This is a genomic window from Alteromonas sp. AWJ4_199 (genome assembly GCF_056159165.1).
The window spans coordinates 201,243-217,079 of sequence record NZ_JBSWUR010000003.1 but is presented as its reverse complement, the minus strand read 5'-3'; the positions used below and the strand labels follow the sequence as shown (position 1 = coordinate 217,079).

16 protein-coding genes are annotated in these 15,837 nt (G+C 45.5%); all 16 read left to right on the top strand.

The features are described from left to right. Positions 1–61 precede the first annotated feature (61 nt). The 16 genes from ACXAER_RS18050 to fliR all read left to right on the top strand — a co-directional run bounded on the left by ACXAER_RS18050 (position 62) and on the right by fliR (position 15,826). Positions 62–1,201 (top strand): sensor histidine kinase, encoded by a 1,140-nt coding sequence (locus ACXAER_RS18050; protein ID WP_474831538.1) that lies wholly within the window; start codon positions 62–64, stop codon positions 1,199–1,201. A gap of 16 nt (positions 1,202–1,217) precedes the next feature. After that, a complete protein-coding gene (locus ACXAER_RS18045; RefSeq protein ID WP_474831535.1) occupies positions 1,218–2,555 on the top strand; it encodes a sigma-54-dependent transcriptional regulator in 1,338 nt (445 codons plus the stop codon). A gap of 243 nt (positions 2,556–2,798) precedes the next feature. Then, complete coding sequence (gene fliE, locus ACXAER_RS18040; RefSeq protein WP_014997639.1) at positions 2,799–3,134, top strand: flagellar hook-basal body complex protein FliE; 336 nt, start codon at positions 2,799–2,801, stop codon at positions 3,132–3,134. A 12-nt stretch (positions 3,135–3,146) separates the two neighbouring features. Continuing rightward, entirely contained in the window at positions 3,147–4,841 is a 1,695-nt protein-coding gene (gene fliF, locus ACXAER_RS18035) for a flagellar basal-body MS-ring/collar protein FliF (protein ID WP_474831532.1), read from the top strand. Positions 4,842–4,853: 12 nt separating this feature from the next. Then, positions 4,854–5,894: a flagellar motor switch protein FliG gene (fliG, locus tag ACXAER_RS18030; protein ID WP_025254367.1), complete on the top strand. Its 1,041-nt coding sequence runs from the start codon at positions 4,854–4,856 to the stop codon at positions 5,892–5,894. Between the two features lie 103 nt (positions 5,895–5,997). After that, complete coding sequence (gene fliH, locus ACXAER_RS18025; protein WP_474831528.1) at positions 5,998–6,780, top strand: flagellar assembly protein FliH; 783 nt, start codon at positions 5,998–6,000, stop codon at positions 6,778–6,780. Then, entirely contained in the window at positions 6,773–8,107 is a 1,335-nt protein-coding gene (gene fliI, locus ACXAER_RS18020) for a flagellar protein export ATPase FliI (RefSeq protein ID WP_474831525.1), read from the top strand. Before fliH ends, fliI begins: the two co-directional genes overlap by 8 nt. Before the next feature lie 72 nt (positions 8,108–8,179). Next, positions 8,180–8,626: a flagellar export protein FliJ gene (fliJ, locus tag ACXAER_RS18015; RefSeq protein ID WP_474831522.1), complete on the top strand. Its 447-nt coding sequence runs from the start codon at positions 8,180–8,182 to the stop codon at positions 8,624–8,626. 349 nt (positions 8,627–8,975) lie between these two features. Continuing rightward, positions 8,976–11,252 carry a flagellar hook-length control protein FliK gene (locus ACXAER_RS18010; RefSeq protein WP_474831519.1) on the top strand — a complete coding sequence of 759 codons (2,277 nt, stop codon included), beginning with the start codon at positions 8,976–8,978 and terminating at the stop codon, positions 11,250–11,252. Positions 11,253–11,479: 227 nt separating this feature from the next. Next, positions 11,480–12,019, top strand: a complete 540-nt coding sequence (fliL, locus tag ACXAER_RS18005; protein WP_461851373.1) for a flagellar basal body-associated protein FliL — start codon at positions 11,480–11,482, stop codon at positions 12,017–12,019. A 27-nt stretch (positions 12,020–12,046) separates the two neighbouring features. Beyond that, positions 12,047–13,105 (top strand): flagellar motor switch protein FliM, encoded by a 1,059-nt coding sequence (gene fliM, locus ACXAER_RS18000; RefSeq protein WP_118489991.1) that lies wholly within the window; start codon positions 12,047–12,049, stop codon positions 13,103–13,105. Positions 13,106–13,122: 17 nt separating this feature from the next. Then, positions 13,123–13,530 (top strand): flagellar motor switch protein FliN, encoded by a 408-nt coding sequence (fliN, locus tag ACXAER_RS17995; RefSeq protein WP_474831515.1) that lies wholly within the window; start codon positions 13,123–13,125, stop codon positions 13,528–13,530. 28 nt (positions 13,531–13,558) lie between these two features. Then, a complete protein-coding gene (fliO, locus tag ACXAER_RS17990; RefSeq protein WP_474831512.1) occupies positions 13,559–14,008 on the top strand; it encodes a flagellar biosynthetic protein FliO in 450 nt (149 codons plus the stop codon). Further along, positions 14,001–14,756, top strand: coding sequence for a flagellar type III secretion system pore protein FliP (gene fliP, locus ACXAER_RS17985; RefSeq protein ID WP_474831510.1), 756 nt, complete (start codon positions 14,001–14,003; stop codon positions 14,754–14,756). Before fliO ends, fliP begins: the two co-directional genes overlap by 8 nt. A gap of 8 nt (positions 14,757–14,764) precedes the next feature. Then, a complete protein-coding gene (gene fliQ / locus ACXAER_RS17980) occupies positions 14,765–15,034 on the top strand; it encodes a flagellar biosynthesis protein FliQ (RefSeq protein ID WP_012517675.1) in 270 nt (89 codons plus the stop codon). Positions 15,035–15,046: 12 nt separating this feature from the next. Next, complete coding sequence (fliR, locus tag ACXAER_RS17975) at positions 15,047–15,826, top strand: flagellar biosynthetic protein FliR (protein ID WP_474831508.1); 780 nt, start codon at positions 15,047–15,049, stop codon at positions 15,824–15,826. The last annotated feature ends 11 nt before the right edge of the window (positions 15,827–15,837 follow it).

Genomic DNA, 15,837 nt, shown 5'->3' with positions numbered 1-15,837 from the left:
GCATATCTTCTGCTTTATCTAAGCCATAGTTAAACAGCGTCTGCAATTTGACGAGGATAATATGGCTTTCGACAGCACACAACAATCTACAGAGTATTTCGCATCTGCCTATGCACTTAACGGCGGGCCGGCGGTATCTCAAGATGATTATCAAACGTCGCAAAATGATGATATTGAATCACTGAGATTGCAGGCGAGTCGACTCGAACATTTACTTCAAGTGATGCCAGCGGGTGTTATTGTTATTGATGGAAAGGGCATTGTTCGCCAAGCCAACGAGCAGGCAAAAGCATTGTTAGGCGAACCGCTGGAAGAGGAAGTGTGGCGCAGTATTATTACTCGCTCTTTCAAGCCTCGCGCAGACGATGGTCATGAAGTATCGCTGGTTGATGGTAGACGAGTGAAGCTTTCAATTACCCCACTAGACAACGAGCCAGGTCAGCTAATTGTTATCACAGACTTAACTGAAACCCGTCAGCTGCAAGCGCGGGTTAGCCACATGCAACGGTTGTCTTCACTTGGAAAAATGGTGGCATCCCTGGCCCATCAAATCAGAACTCCACTTTCTGCAGCCATGCTTTATGCGTCAAACTTAACGCGTAAAGGGTTAGGGGAAGAAGCACAAACACAATTTGCGAACAAACTAACAGACAGGCTTAAAGAGCTGGAAAGCCAGGTTAATGACATGCTGCTTTTTGCTAAATCTGGCGAAGAGCAAGTGGTAAGCAAAATTAGTCTCGCTGAATTATTCGGTGCCATTGAGGGGAATGCACAAAGCATGACAGCTCAAGCGCAGCAAAAGCTAACGTTTTCAGGTTTTGAGCAAGACGCAGCAATAACTGGGAATTTAACTGCTCTTCAGGGTGCATTGTTAAATCTCATACATAATGCAAGCCAAGTCACCCCGAAAGGTGAGTATGTACATGTCCAGGCATCGGTAAGCGATCAGCGTTTACATGTTTCAGTTATTGATAAAGGACCAGGTGTACCAGAACGGTTAAAAACCAAAATCTTTGAACCCTTTTTTACAACTAAAACTCACGGTACCGGTTTGGGTCTTGCTGTGGTGAAGTCGGTGGTAAGTGCGCATAGCGGCGCACTCAATGTAATTGACGTACCCGAGGGCGGGGCATGCTTTAGCGTGTCATTACCATGCTCAGCGAATGCTAAAACCTCACAAACATTGACTCATGTCGCGTAAGTCATAGGAGAGAATAATGTCTAAAACTACCATACTAATTGTTGAAGATGACGCGGGTTTACGCGAGGCGCTCCTAGACACCCTGTTATTAGGTAACTACAACGTGATTGCCGCTGATTGTGCAGAAGAAGCGTTAATGATGCTGTCGTCTCAGAATGTAGACCTAGTGGTTAGCGATATACAAATGGGCGAAATGAGTGGCTTAACGCTGCTAAAAAGCATTAAAGCTAAATACCCTAATATGCCTGTGCTGTTAATGACGGCCTACGCCACCATTGATGATGCAGTACAAGCGATGCGTGATGGCGCAACGGATTACCTTTCAAAGCCTTTTGCGCCAGAAGTATTGCTTAATTTAGTAGGGCGCTACGCGCCTGCACAAAAAATTGAGTCACGTACGCCAATCGTAGCCGACCCTTCAAGTTTGAAGCTACTTGAGCTTTCGCGGAAAGTTGCGAAGTCTGAAGCTACCGTTATGGTGATGGGTCCAAGCGGGTCGGGTAAGGAAGTGCTGTCTCGCTATATTCACGACCAGTCACCGCGAAGCGATGCACCTTTTGTTGCCATCAACTGCGCTGCTATTCCAGAAAATATGTTGGAAGCGACTTTGTTTGGTTACGAGAAAGGGGCTTTTACTGGTGCTATTCAGGCCTGTCCGGGTAAGTTTGAACAAGCCCAAGACGGCACCCTGTTACTTGATGAAATAACTGAGATGGATTTGGCACTGCAGGCTAAATTACTGCGCGTGTTACAAGAGCGTGAAGTAGAGCGCCTTGGCGGACGAAAAACCGTTAAACTTAATGTGCGAGTTATTGCTACGAGTAACCGAGATTTAAGAAAAGCAGTGGATGCTGGCGAATTCAGAGAAGACTTATACTACCGCTTAAACGTATTTCCTATTGAATGGCGCCCGCTATCGGAACGCCCAGGAGACATTGTTCCGCTTGCCGAACATCTTGTTCAGCGTCACGCCAGTTCACAGGGCTTGGGTACTATCAGATTAAGTGCTGCTGCGCGCAATAAATTGTCGCAATATAGCTGGCCAGGAAACGTTCGAGAATTGGAGAACGTGGTTCAACGCGCGCTTATTCTTTGTGAAAACAATGAAATAGATGCTAGCGATCTAATGATTGACGAAGACATGTCGGCCCCGCTTGAAGTTGCACAAGAGCCGGTTGAAGATAACAAATTGGGCTCAGAGCTTCGTTATCAGGAGCACCAAATTATTCTTGATACCTTGGTATCTTGTAATGGTAAGCGCAAAGACGTAGCAGAAAAGCTAGGTATAAGCCCTCGTACCCTTCGTTATAAACTAGCGCGTATGCGTGAAGATGGTATTGAAGTACCAGCATAGTACTGCTGTTTTGAATCTCTCGTTTCATCCCCGTTATCCGTCGCCTCTGAAGTAAAGAAGGCGGCGGTTTTTTGTTACTCCCTTCAAATCAAACGCCATAAATTTGGCTTACCCTCTCATTTAGTTATTATCGCATTGAAATTTAAGGTTTTTTAAAGTTGGCAAGCCCCTTGCTAATTCACTCTTATAGATTATGTATTCGCCGGTGTTCAGGCGGTTTTCAAAGAAACGCTAGGAGTGGTTATGGACGTTAAAGCCAATAGTTTGTATCAAGAAATGCAGAACATGATTGGGCAAACTCGTCTTCAAGTTAACGAGCCTCAGCAACAGCCGCTTAGTGAAGTTAATAGCTCGGCAAGTGATTTCTCGACCATGCTTAAGAATGCGGTTGATGGTGTAAATGGCATGCAGCTCGAATCAAAAGATGCACAGCAACGTTTTGAAATGGGCGACCCAAGTTTAAGTTTGGCGCAAGTTATGCTGACGAAAGAAAAGGCGGGTATTGCTTTTGAAGCCACTGTTCAAGTGCGTAACAAAGTGCTTGAAGCCTATAAAACAATAATGAATATGCCGGTGTAGGTGGAGTAGGTTATGGCTGAAGCTACAGGTACAAACCTTACGGTTCCTGAACAAAATCAAGCAGTGGACAATGAGCCAGAAAACAAATCTGGTTTTATGGATACTTTAGGCAGTGCAGATATGATGCGCCAAATGGCCCTTGTGGTTGTTTTGGTCATCTGTGTGGCCATCGCAATCTTTATTCTTATTTGGTCGCAAGAACCTGATTATCGCCCCCTTGCGAAAATGGAAACCCAAGAGCTTATTGAAACCCTCGATTATATGGATGCAAACCAAATCGACTATAAGCTTGAGGGCAATATTGTTTATGTAAGAAGTGACGAATTTCAAAATATCCGTTTGGGCATGACCCGCCAAGGGTTAACTAAGGCCTCTGATGCTGGTACCGATATCATTATGCAGGATATGGGGTTTGGTGTTAGCCAGCGTGTTGAAATGGAACGTTTAAAACACGCCCGCGAGCAACAAATTGCTGCAACCATTGAAGATATCGCCAGTATTCAAAAAGCCCGTGTTCTTTTAGCTATGCCAAAAGAGAACGTGTTTGCACGTAGAGAGAAGAAAGCGTCGGCAACCGTTGTGCTAACGGCTAAGCGCGGTGCCGTTATTGCCGGTGAAGAAGTTGATGCGGTCGTTGATATCGTGGCATCTGCAGTTCAAAACATGGAGCCGTCAAAAGTAACAGTAACAGACAGCAATGGCCGCCTGCTCAATTCGGGTTCACAAGATTCAATGAGTGCCCGTGCCAGAAAAGAATACGAAATTGAACGTCAGCGCGAGCAAGAGTACTTAGAAAAAATCGACGCCATACTCATTCCAGTTTTGGGCATAGGTAACTACACGGCGCAAGCTGACGTTACGATGGACTTTACTGCTATGGAGCAAACTCAGCGCAGCTACAACCCTGATTTACCTGCGGTTCGCAGTGAAATGATCATGGAAGAGAACAGCGTGGGTGGCGGCGTGGGTGGTATTCCTGGTGCATTGTCAAATCAGCCTCCGTTAGATTCTAATATTCCAGAAAATGCTGTGGGCGGTAATCAGCAAACTATGCCAGGGCGCACAGCGAAAGAATCGACCCGTAACTACGAGCTTGATACCACCATTAGTCATACCAAAAAGCAGACAGGTGTGATCCGCAGACTAAGTGTGTCGGTGGCAGTAGACTATGCCCAGGTTTCAGGCGAAGACGGCGCTATAACGCCAACCCCACGCAAACAAGAAGAAATTCTTAACATTCGTAGGCTTTTACAGGGCGGAATCGGCTTTGATGTAACCCGCGGCGACTCGCTAGAAGTGGTTAGCGTACCCTTTACTCGTATGGATGCAGGTGAAATTGAAGATGCGCCTTTGTGGGAACAGCCAGGATTTCTGCCAATTCTTAAGCTAGTTGTTGGTGGCTTGGTTATAATAGTACTTATCATCTTTGTAATTCGACCTATGCTGCGTCGTCTTATCAACCCTGATGAGTCTAACGAAGCAGATGAATTTGACGCTGATGAAGGCTTAGACTTAGGCGATGACACCATTAGCATGTTAACGTCTGACTTTGACGAAGGGCAGGTAGGCTTTGCGCCAGATGGCTCACTGATGCTACCTGATCTACACAAAGACGAAGATGTACTTAAAGCCGTACGTGCCCTAGTGGCCAATGAACCAGAATTATCAGCCCAAGTAGTGAAGGGCTGGTTAATGCAAGACGAGTAGTGAGATAAGATTATGGCTGAAGAACTTGCCAATGTTGAAGAACCGTCATACGACGTCAGTAAATTAGAAGGCGTAGAGAAAGCTGCCATCTTACTACTAAGCTTATCTGAAGAAGACGCGGCGCAGATATTAAAGCACCTTGAACCGAAACAAGTGCAGAAGCTGGGTTCTGAAATGGCGAAAGTTGACGATATGACGCAAACCAAAATCACGTCGGTTCATAAGCATTTCATCGAAGAGATTCAAAATTACAGCACCATCGGTTTCCAAAGCCAAGACTTCGTAAAACGTGCATTAACGGCCGCACTCGGTGAAGATAAGGCGGCAAACCTTATCGACCAGATCCTAATGGGCAGTGGTGCAAAAGGCTTAGACTCATTGAAGTGGATGGACTCTAAGCAGGTAGCCAGCATTATTCGCAACGAGCACCCGCAGATCCAAACTATCGTATTGTCTTATTTAGAACCTGAACAAAGTGCTGAAATTTTGGCTCAATTCCCAGAAAAAGTACGTCTTGATTTGTTGATGCGTATTGCGAATCTAGAAGAAGTTCAGCCAGCAGCACTGCAAGAACTAAACGAAATCATGGAGAAACAGTTCGCAGGTCAAGCGGGAACGCAAGCGGCGAAAATGGGCGGCTTGAAGTCTGCAGCGAACATCATGAACTACTTGGATACCGCGATAGAAGGTCAGCTAATGGACGCTATCCGCGAGCAAGACGAAGAGATGAGCCAGCAAATTCAGGACCTGATGTTTGTATTCGACAACTTAGTCGATGTAGACGACAAGGGCATTCAGGCAATACTGCGCGAAGTACAGCAAGACGCGCTGCTTAAAGCCATTAAAGGCGCTGACGAAGAGCTTAAAGATAAAATTATGCGCAACATGTCTAAGCGTGCTGCTGAAATGCTTGGCGATGACTTGGAAGCTCTCGGCCCTGTTCGTATCAGTGAAGTGGAAACTGCACAAAAAGAAATTCTTTCTGTTGCTCGTCGACTTTCTGACTCAGGTGAAATCATGCTTGGCGGCGGTGGCGGTGAAGAGTTCTTATAAGCACTCTGATGCCCTTAGCGCTGTAGCTGAGGTAGAACCAAGTCTCGTAATAAAGAACTTTGTAATAAAGAGCCTCGTAATAAAAAGTCTCTGGTAATTAAAAATGTCTGGTAATAAAAATTTCAGTGAAAACGAAATAAACGAAGCTAAAGCGTGGGATCTGCCCTTTGTTGATGATCCAAGGGCATCTAAAAAAGACGAGACAACCAATGCACTGAACAAACGGTCAGATTGGAAGTATGAGCCCCCTGAAGTTGAAGAAGAAATCAAGCCTCCTACTGCTGAAGAGATAGAAGCTATTCGCCAGGCTGCTTATGATGAAGGTTTTCAGGAAGGCAAGGAAAAAGGTTTTGAAGAAGGTAAAGCTGAAGGTCTTGAAACAGGCTTGGCCGAAGGTAAAGAGCAAGGTCATAACGAAGGTTTGGAACAAGGTTTAGAAGAAGGTCGCCAGCAAATGGCAACCCAAGCCGAAGTGTGGCAAATGCTTGCTGAAAAATTCCACGACCCACTTTCGCAAGCTAACGATGAAACCCGTGACCAGTTGGTTAAACTTGCCGTAACACTTGCAAAAGCTGTGATTAAAACAGAAGTTAGCACTAACCAACAGGTGATACTTCAAGCGTTAAGCGAAGGCATTAAGGCGTTACCCATTAATCAAGCAGGCTATCAAATTCACATGAACCCAGACGATATTGAATTGGTAAAAGCGCATTTCGGCGACGAAGAAATTGCCAAAAAAGGGTGGAGTTTGGTTGAAGCCCCAGCAATGGAGCGTGGCGGCTGCGATATTACCACTGCACAAAACGCTGTAGATGTGTCTATTGAGCGCCGGTGTCGTAACGTTATAGATAAATTTTTACTAAACCAAGGTTTGTCAGATGACTAGCCCTTGGCATTCGCATTTTGAATCCCTCACAAAACAGGTTTCTTCTCCGCCGGTTGTTGCTGCCGGCAAGTTAGTTCGTGGTATCGGTTTAACTCTCGAAGCGGTGGGGTGTCAGCTACCCGTTGGTAGTCAGTGTTTAGTGCAAACTATAGAAGGTGAAATAGAAGCTGAAGTGGTTGGTTTTGGCGATGATATAACCTATTTAATGCCCACCGAAGCGGTGCGCGGTATTGTGCCTGGAAGCCGCGTGATGCCGTTAAACCGACAAAGTGGTTTGCCAGTAGGTATGGGGCTTTTAGGGCGTGTGGTAGATGGCAATGGTCAGCCCCTTGACGGTTTAGGTGAGATAAATGCCGAATCCCGGGCGCCAACAACTAGACCGCCAATGAACCCGCTTATTCGCCGTCCCATTAACACCCCGATGGATGTCGGCGTACGCGCCATTAACGCACTCAATACGGTTGGTGTAGGTCAGCGTATGGGGCTTTTCGCAGGAAGTGGGGTAGGTAAAAGTGTGTTATTGGGCATGATGACCCGGGGCTGTGAAGCCGATGTGGTTGTTGTAGGGCTTGTCGGAGAGCGTGGCCGAGAAGTAAAAGAATTTATTCATGAAATCCTAACAGAAGAAGAGCGCAAACGTGCAGTTGTAGTGGCTGCACCTGCTGATACTTCACCGCTTATGCGTTTAAAGGGCTGCGAAACAGCGGTCACCATTGCTGAATATTTTCGTGACAAAGGCATGAAAGTGCTGTTGCTCATTGATTCTTTAACCCGTTATGCCATGGCTCAGCGCGAGATTGCGCTGGCTGTGGGTGAGCCTCCAGCAACCAAAGGCTATCCGCCTTCGGTTTTTGCTCGGCTTCCTGCATTGGTAGAGCGTGCTGGCAACGGTAGCGAGCGACAGGGCTCTATTACGGCTTTTTATACGGTATTAACTGAAGGGGACGACTTACAAGACCCCATAGCAGATGCTGCTCGTGCCATTTTAGACGGTCACGTGGTCTTATCTCGAACCCTTGCTGATAGCGGTCATTACCCCGCAATTGATATTGAAGCGTCGATAAGCCGTGTAATGCCTATGGTTGTTAGTGAAGAGCATCAACTTATGGCTCGTCGTATTCGCCAGGTTTACTCAAACTACAAACAAAACCAAGATCTTATTTCTATTGGCGCTTATGCTAAAGGGTCGGACCCACGTATAGATTTAGCCATTCGTGCAGAGCCCGCTATCAATGCTTTGTTGCAGCAAGGAATGAAGCAAGTCATTCCTTATGACGAATGCCTAGAAGGTATGGCAGCCCTCGCCAAAGGGTTAGGGCAGGGATGATGGCTTTTTTAGCAAAAAGTAATAGAACGCTCTTGAAGAAGAAGTCAGAATTTTTGAGTAAGGGCGCTAAAAATGTCTAAACAACTAGAGCGTCTAGCCGAGTTTGAGCGAGAAAAAGAGCAGCGAGAAGCCCAGTATTACCAGCAGGCTCAGCAGAACGTTAATCAGCAAAAGCAAAAACTAACTAGCCTTGAGCAGTATCGCATTGATTATATCAAAGGTATTCAACAAACCGGTCAAGCCGGCGTTACGGCTACCTATTATCAACAGCACTTATCCTTTGTTGGAAAATTAGATAAAGCGTGTGAACAGCAAATGCAAGTGATTGCTCGCGCACAAATGGCAGCGGACCAGCGCAAGCAAATATGGCTAAAGCAGCAGCAGAAAGTCAAAGCCGTTACCTTGTTGCTCGATAAGAAAAAATTGGCTGAACAGAAAAAAGAAGCCAAAGCCGAGCAGGCCATGATGGATGAATTTGCCACACAACGATTTTTCAGAGCTAAGCGCTCTCCTTTCTAATAAATAGTATGTTCTCAAGCCACTTTGGCTCAACCCTTGCTAAGTCAATATGAAATGTAACAGCGCGCCTTAGTTTTAATGCAATGGTTATTACGCTCTAACAGTGTTTTTTGAAGTTCTACACTTATTACAAAGTATGAAATTCAACGAAAGCGAGCATAAAACCTAATGCCAAACGATAGCCATAAAGGTTATCTGCGTAGAGCTAAGTGATTGAAATTTAGATAAGCGTTGGTGGGTTTGCGATTTACTTCTCTCGGTCTGTATAAAAATAACGCCCAGTGATTGATTCGCATCACATAACGTCTTTTTGGTGAAAGACGAGATAAATGTAGGACGGTAGGACAATATGCAACAAGTTGCCGCACATAAAACAGACATTGCCGCATTACCTTTTTCTGCTTCTAGCACAGCTAAAGCGGTTGAAACAGGTATTGGTACGCAACAGCAAGCGAATAGCGAAAACAACCAAGCATTTAATCGACTTTATCAGGAAGCAAAGTCAAGCAAATCAGATTTTGTTTTAAATGACAAAGAGACATTTAACTCTCAGTCTCGGGATAGAAGCCGTTCGACCAGCTCATCTGCTAATACTTCAGTTTCTAATGAAACGGTAAAGAAGGGAAAAGACCGGGATGCGGGCCATACCAATCTTCCTAGTGACGAGAAAGTAACAGACAATCCTGCAGAGTCAGCGCCAGTTACAAAAGAAGAAAATGCTGCCTTTTCTCGAAAAGAGATAGAAGAAAAGACAGAAGCACAGCTCAACTCGGGCGATAAAGAAAAGGCCAGTTTGACGGTAGATGACACTGAAGGTGGGGTTGAACAAAAAGGCGTAACCGAAGTCGATTTTGTTATTGGAAAAGGCGGCAAAAAAGATGCTGAGGCAGGCATCATTACCACGCCAGGTACGCCTGATGGAAAGCCGGATAAGGTTGATGAAGAACCAGACTGGGTTGCCTATGTTGAAACCCTAGCGGATCGCTTTGCTAAAGCTGATGAAACAGAACAAGCTCAAGTGCCATCTGGAAACAGAACAACCAATGGTATTTCTGAAGCTTCAGACGAGGCAGTTAATGTTCTTTATGTTGAAGAAAACGGAAAGCTTTGGAAGATCCCAGACGGTGTAGATGCAAGCGACGTTCCCTCGGTAATGGCACATTTACTTTCTCAGTTAAATAGTGGCAGAAGTGAGGGGCAAATCGCTTTCGAATCTCTTTCGAATGACGCACAACAAACGCTGAGTGCTTTAACCGAACTATTAGTTGGCGGCAAAAGCGAACAAGATAGCGCCGGCAGCGAACAAAATAGTGCTAACGGCGAAGCGAACGCTGAACAACCAGAAATTCTTGCCAACGATAAGTTAGATTCAAATGCCAATGAACTTTCAACGCTAATAGCGCAACTCTTACAGCAAAAAGAAAGCGATAGCGGTGCAGAACAAAGTGTAAGCAATGGGACTGAGGAAGCGCAGGCAAATAGTAAAAATGCTGCAGAAGAATCGCTTGTATTAAGTCTGTTATCTGATGAGCTTAAAACGATGCAGCAATCATCTTCAGATGAAGCCAGCTCTCAATTAGAAGCCTTGTATTCTGACGCAACCACTGACGGAGCTGTTCTAGAAAGTGGTGGTGTAAATAGTAGCGTGGCAGACAAAAGTAAGGTAGCGGTAACTGACACAGCGTCAGTGATGAATAACCAAAATACTATACCTCAAAATACTAGTTTTGAAGTAACCGGTGATTCACCTGCTGACTTGTTAACAGCTTTGAGTGAACTCTCCCCACAAAGCGCTCAGAAAGCGACAGAAGCATTTGCAGAGCGGGTGGTTGCGGCCATGCCAAGCGGTTCGCAACAACAGGCTGTGAAAACAAACATTATCGCTGGCATTAATGAATTTCAGCAACAAATTCAGCAAGGTAGAGAGCCTGGTATTGATTTGTCAACTATTGTGGCTGATGCCGCTAAAGAGGCTGCAGTAAATACCGACGTTATTGCATCGATGACGGCTAGGGTCGATAGCCAGGCGAGTCAGTTTCTTAACTTGATGACGCAAACACAGGCCAGCGCCCATCAAGCTTTTGCAAGTATGCTAGGACAAACCGATACGGTAATACAGGAAAACACCCAGCTTCGCGCTGAAGCGTCAAAATCTCAGCAGCAGTTTGAAGGCTTTGATAAAGCGGTCAACATCCATAAGCCAGAAGGCCAGCAGCAGCTAAATGAAAAGATTCGCTGGATGGTTAACGCGCGCAACACCATGGCTGAGATTCGACTCGATCCGCCCGAGTTGGGCAGTATGCAGGTTCGGGTAAACGTTGCAGGTGACGCGGCAAGCGTAAGCTTTGTTGTTCAATCTCAACAAGCAAAGGAAGCGCTAGCCGATGCCATGCCTAAATTGCGAGATATGCTTTCTGAACAAGGCATTGAGTTAGGTGATGCTGAAGTAAGAAAAGATAATTCGTCAGGTAACGAAAATGGCCAGCAACTTGCAAACGATAATAGCAGAGGAAACGGCACCGAAAACCGTGGAGAAAATGACGGTTTAGACGATATGGGCGAAACGCGGATTATCGAGCAATCAGTGACGCGGGCAGCCAAGGGTGGAATTGATTTCTACGCTTAAAATTAAGCAAAACTATTATCAATAGGTAGCATGGTGAGATTATTTTAAGACTGCTATGTTTGATGTATTCAATTGAATCCGATTAAACAGGTCGATGTAACGCCGCTCAATAGTAATTGATGGCTGCGGTTACGGTATCAAGTAGATGTAGATACGAATAATGGCATTGCCATTTGCGATGGAACATTGATAATACGTTTTTTCTTAATATTACTGATGAGTTACACATGGCTGATGAAGAATTACAGGTAGAAGAAGGCGGTAAAAAGAAAGGCAAAATGATGCTGATCATCATTATCGCTGTGGTTCTTGTAGGTGGTGGAGCTGCCGCTTATTTCTTACTGTTTGCAGGAGGGGATGAACCTGCGGCCGAACAACTGGCTGAAGCTGACGCTGCGGCGGCCGCTGAGAGTGCACCGGCAGCGAGTTCGGGTAATGCTGAAATAGGTACGGCGCTTTACGTTGCTATGCCAAGACCCTTCGTCTTCAACGTGCCCGGATCAGGACGAGACAGGCTTGTCCAAATTAAAGTACAGCTATTAGTACGTGGTTCTGATAACGAAGAGTTAGCAAAGACGCATATACCGCTTATTGAAGGTACACTTTTGCAAGCTTTTAGTACGTCAAATGCAGATGATCTTGTCACAGAGGCAGGTAAAATTGAGCTTCGTGAGCAAGCGGTAACTGAAGTACAAAAAGCATTGAAAGACATTACGGGCAGCGATGTTGTAGAGCGCGTATTGTTTACAGGTTTTGTCATGCAGTAATGCATCGACTAAGTAAGGTAGAAGACGGTGAGTGATTTATTATCTCAAGATGAAATCGATGCCCTGTTACACGGGGTAGATGATGTAGAAGAGGAAGAGGTCGGCAGTAGCGACTCTGATGCTTCTACGCTCGAGTACGACTTCTCCTCGCAAGATAGAATTGTGCGTGGGCGTATGCCTACGCTCGAAATTGTGAATGAACGTTTTGCCCGTCACATGCGTGTAAGTTTGTTCAACATGATGCGACGTTCAGCTGAGGTATCGATTAACGGTATTCAGATGATCAAGTTTGGCGAGTACATTCATACGTTATTCGTTCCAACGAGTTTGAACATGGTGCGTTTCCGTCCACTCAAAGGCACGGGGCTTATTACCATGGAAGCCCGCTTAGTATTCATTTTGGTAGATAACTTTTTCGGCGGCGATGGCCGATACCATGCGAAAATTGAAGGCCGGGAGTTCACGCCAACAGAACGCCGCATTATCCAGATGCTGCTTAAAATAATCTTTGAAGATTATAAAGAAGCCTGGGCGCCTGTCATGGACGTGTCTTTTGAATATTTGGATTCAGAAGTTAACCCGGCCATGGCAAACATTGTGAGTCCGACTGAAGTGGTGGTCATTAGTTCGTTCCATATAGAGCTTGATGGTGGCGGTGGCGACTTCCACGTGTCCTTGCCATACTCAATGCTAGAGCCTATTCGCGAATTGCTCGATGCTGGTGTTCAAAGCGATAAAGAAGATACAGATTTACGTTGGAGTAAGGCGCTTCGCGATGAAATTATGGATGTGAAAGTAGGTTTAACCACGCACATGCTAGATGTGGATGTACCGCTTCGCGATGTGATGGAGTTTAAGCCCGGGGATATCATACCTGTGGAAATGCCGGAAACCATCACAGTATTAATTGAGGATTTACCTACGTTTAGAGCCAAACTAGGTCGTAGTCGCGATAATTTGGCGCTGAAAATAGTAGAGAAAATTGCAAGACCGACTTCAGTGAAGTCTGAGCTACAGTTATTAACCCGCGGTGGGCGCATTATTGATAATGACGCAGAGCTGCAAGTACTCGAAGAAGACCTGTAAGGTAGAGGGGAGTTCCCATGAGTGAAGACGGTATGGACGATTGGGCAGCGGCAATGGCCGAGCAAGCCGAATCTGAAGCGGAACAAGAAAATGGCGATAATGAAGACGTGCAAGTTGCCGAACTTGACGAGTTGACAGATGATGCGCCAATTACGCAAGAAGAGAAGAAAAAGCTAGATACCATTCTAGATATTCCAGTGACTATTTCGATGGAAGTCGGTCGTAGTCAAATTAGTATCCGAAATCTGCTACAGTTGAACCAGGGTTCTGTGGTTGAACTGGATCGCGTTGCCGGTGAGCCACTAGATGTATTAGTTAATGGCACGTTGATTGCTCATGGAGAAGTAGTAGTGGTCAACGACAAATTCGGTATTCGATTAACGGATGTTATTAGTCAAATTGAGAGAATCAAGAAGCTCAGGTAAAACTTCTTATAAACTAAGGGGTTGCGCAATGCTGCCCCTTTTATTTAGTCAGCTTGCGTTTGCACAGTCGACCCAATCAATCACCAATCCCACATCAATACTGTCAATTTTCCTTTCCTTGCTGGTGGTCGTAGGCGTTATTTTTGCCTTAGCGTACGTAATGCGTCGATTTAATGTCACCGCTATGGGCGGAAACCAAATGAAAGTGGCGGCCAGTATGGTTGTAGGCACAAAAGAAAAAATAATGGTAATTCAGGTGGGCGATGAGCAGCACCTTATTGGTGTTACCAGCCACAATATCTCCCATTTGAGTAAGTTAGATAAAAACCTCGATATGCCTATAAAGGGTGTAAACAAAGCCACAGGCGAGCAACAAAATGGTGCCGAGGCGTTTAAACAAAAACTTGTAGCTGCCATGGCGGGAAAGCTTAACCCCAGCTTAGAAAAAGAAAAAAAGGAAGAGTCGAAAGATGCGTAAGTTTGCCTTGCTACTTTTAACCCTACCGTTATTGCTGCTAGTAGAGCCTGCTTATGCTCAGCAGGGGATTTCAGCAGTAACCGTAACGACTAACCAAGATGGGTCTCAAGACTACACAATGACGCTTCAAGCGCTGTTTATCATGACTGCGCTAAGCCTTATCCCTGCGTTTATTATGATGATGACCTCGTTCACGCGGATCATCGTGGTGCTTTCTATTTTGCGCCAGGCTATTGGCCTTCAGCAATCACCATCTAATCAGATTTTAATTGGCGTAAGTTTGTTTTTATCTATGTTCATTATGGCGCCGGTATTTGAAGAAGTGAACGAGCGTGCTCTACAACCATACCTTAACGAGCAACTTAACAGCTTAGATGCCCTAGAGCAGGCTAAAGGCCCTATGCGCGCGTTTATGCTTTCACAAACACGAGTAAAAGACCTAGAAACGTTCGTAAGGATTGCTGGAGATGAAGGGAAGTATGCCGATACCAATGAAGTACCGCTAACCATCCTTATTCCGGCATTTGTAACCAGTGAACTTAAAACCGCATTTCAAATTGGTTTTATGCTGTTTATTCCTTTTCTCATAATTGACTTGGTGGTCGCATCTATATTGATGGCCATGGGTATGATGATGCTTTCACCTATGATTGTATCCTTACCGTTTAAGCTCATGTTGTTCGTGTTGGTTGATGGTTGGAACTTGATTTTCGGCACGTTGGCGACCAGCTTCGGCATGGGCGTCTAGGAGGGCTTATGTCACCAGAAGTCTTTGTAGAAATACTGCGAGAAGCCATGTTTATGGTTATTGTCTTGGTGTCTGCGGTGATTGTTCCAAGCCTCATCGTGGGCTTGGTTGTGGCGGTATTTCAGGCTGCCACCAGTATCAACGAACAGACCATGAGTTTCTTGCCCCGCCTACTGGTAACGCTTCTCGCGCTGAGCTGGGGAGGCAATTGGTTGGTGCAACAGCTTATGGATTTTACTTTTAGAATGGTTGATATGATCCCGCAGGTTGTGGGATAGAAGGCTAACGCTGTGGAAGTAGAACTCGCCACCATCAATCAATTCCTAGCAGACATGCTGCTGCCGTTTATGCGTATTAGCGGCTTGTTCGTGGCCATGATTGGCTTGAGTGCAAAATCAATCCCCCCGCAGGTGCGAGCCCTATTGGGTATAATGCTTACGCTCATCATCATGCCTGTAGTGCCTCCGTCACCCATAGAAAATTTAGTGGATGTGGGCACATTTTTAATTGTTATTCAGCAGTTGTTGATAGGCATTGCCATTGGTTTTATATCAATGATGGTACTCAATACCTTCGTGATTGCAGGCCAAATCATAGCCATGCAAACCGGTTTGGGGTTCGCGTCTATTGTTGACCCAGTAAACGGTATTAACGTGCCCGCAGTGGGCCAATTTTATCTGATATTAGCCACCTTGTTGTTTTGGACCTTGGATGGGCACTTGTCCATGATCCAAATGATAGTAATGAGCTTCGAGGCGTTTCCCATAGGCGAAGCATGGTGGACCGCTGAACAGTTCCGCGATATTGCCCATTGGGGCGGTTGGATGTTTATATCGGCAGTGACCCTGTCTCTTGCGCCAATCGTGTCGCTTTTAATCGTGAATTTGGCGTTTGGCGTAATGACCAAAGCTGCACCACAGCTAAACATTTTTAGTATTGGTTTTTCGATCGCTCAGGTAATGGGCTTACTGATTATTTGGATAACACTTGATAACTTTACTGCACACTTCGAAACCCAATGGTTCAGAGCTGAGCAGTTTATGTGTGAACTATTGAATATTTGTCGTTAGACAAGCAATGC

Bases quoted from the DNA above. Each gene is read 5' to 3' on its own strand.
- fliP (WP_474831510.1), top strand. From the start codon at position 14,001: ATGCGTAAGTTTGCCTTGCTACTTTTAACCCTACCGTTATTGCTGCTA.
- fliL (WP_461851373.1), top strand. From the start codon at position 11,480: ATGGCTGATGAAGAATTACAGGTAGAAGAAGGCGGTAAAAAGAAAGGC.
- fliO (WP_474831512.1), top strand. From the start codon at position 13,559: ATGCTGCCCCTTTTATTTAGTCAGCTTGCGTTTGCACAGTCGACCCAA.
- fliF (WP_474831532.1), top strand. From the start codon at position 3,147: ATGGCTGAAGCTACAGGTACAAACCTTACGGTTCCTGAACAAAATCAA.
- fliN (WP_474831515.1), top strand. From the start codon at position 13,123: ATGAGTGAAGACGGTATGGACGATTGGGCAGCGGCAATGGCCGAGCAA.
- fliG (WP_025254367.1), top strand. From the start codon at position 4,854: ATGGCTGAAGAACTTGCCAATGTTGAAGAACCGTCATACGACGTCAGT.
- fliI (WP_474831525.1), top strand. From the start codon at position 6,773: ATGACTAGCCCTTGGCATTCGCATTTTGAATCCCTCACAAAACAGGTT.
- ACXAER_RS18045 (WP_474831535.1), top strand. From the start codon at position 1,218: ATGTCTAAAACTACCATACTAATTGTTGAAGATGACGCGGGTTTACGC.
- fliJ (WP_474831522.1), top strand. From the start codon at position 8,180: ATGTCTAAACAACTAGAGCGTCTAGCCGAGTTTGAGCGAGAAAAAGAG.
- ACXAER_RS18010 (WP_474831519.1), top strand. From the start codon at position 8,976: ATGCAACAAGTTGCCGCACATAAAACAGACATTGCCGCATTACCTTTT.
- fliQ (WP_012517675.1), top strand. From the start codon at position 14,765: ATGTCACCAGAAGTCTTTGTAGAAATACTGCGAGAAGCCATGTTTATG.
- fliH (WP_474831528.1), top strand. From the start codon at position 5,998: ATGTCTGGTAATAAAAATTTCAGTGAAAACGAAATAAACGAAGCTAAA.
- ACXAER_RS18050 (WP_474831538.1), top strand. From the start codon at position 62: ATGGCTTTCGACAGCACACAACAATCTACAGAGTATTTCGCATCTGCC.
- fliE (WP_014997639.1), top strand. From the start codon at position 2,799: ATGGACGTTAAAGCCAATAGTTTGTATCAAGAAATGCAGAACATGATT.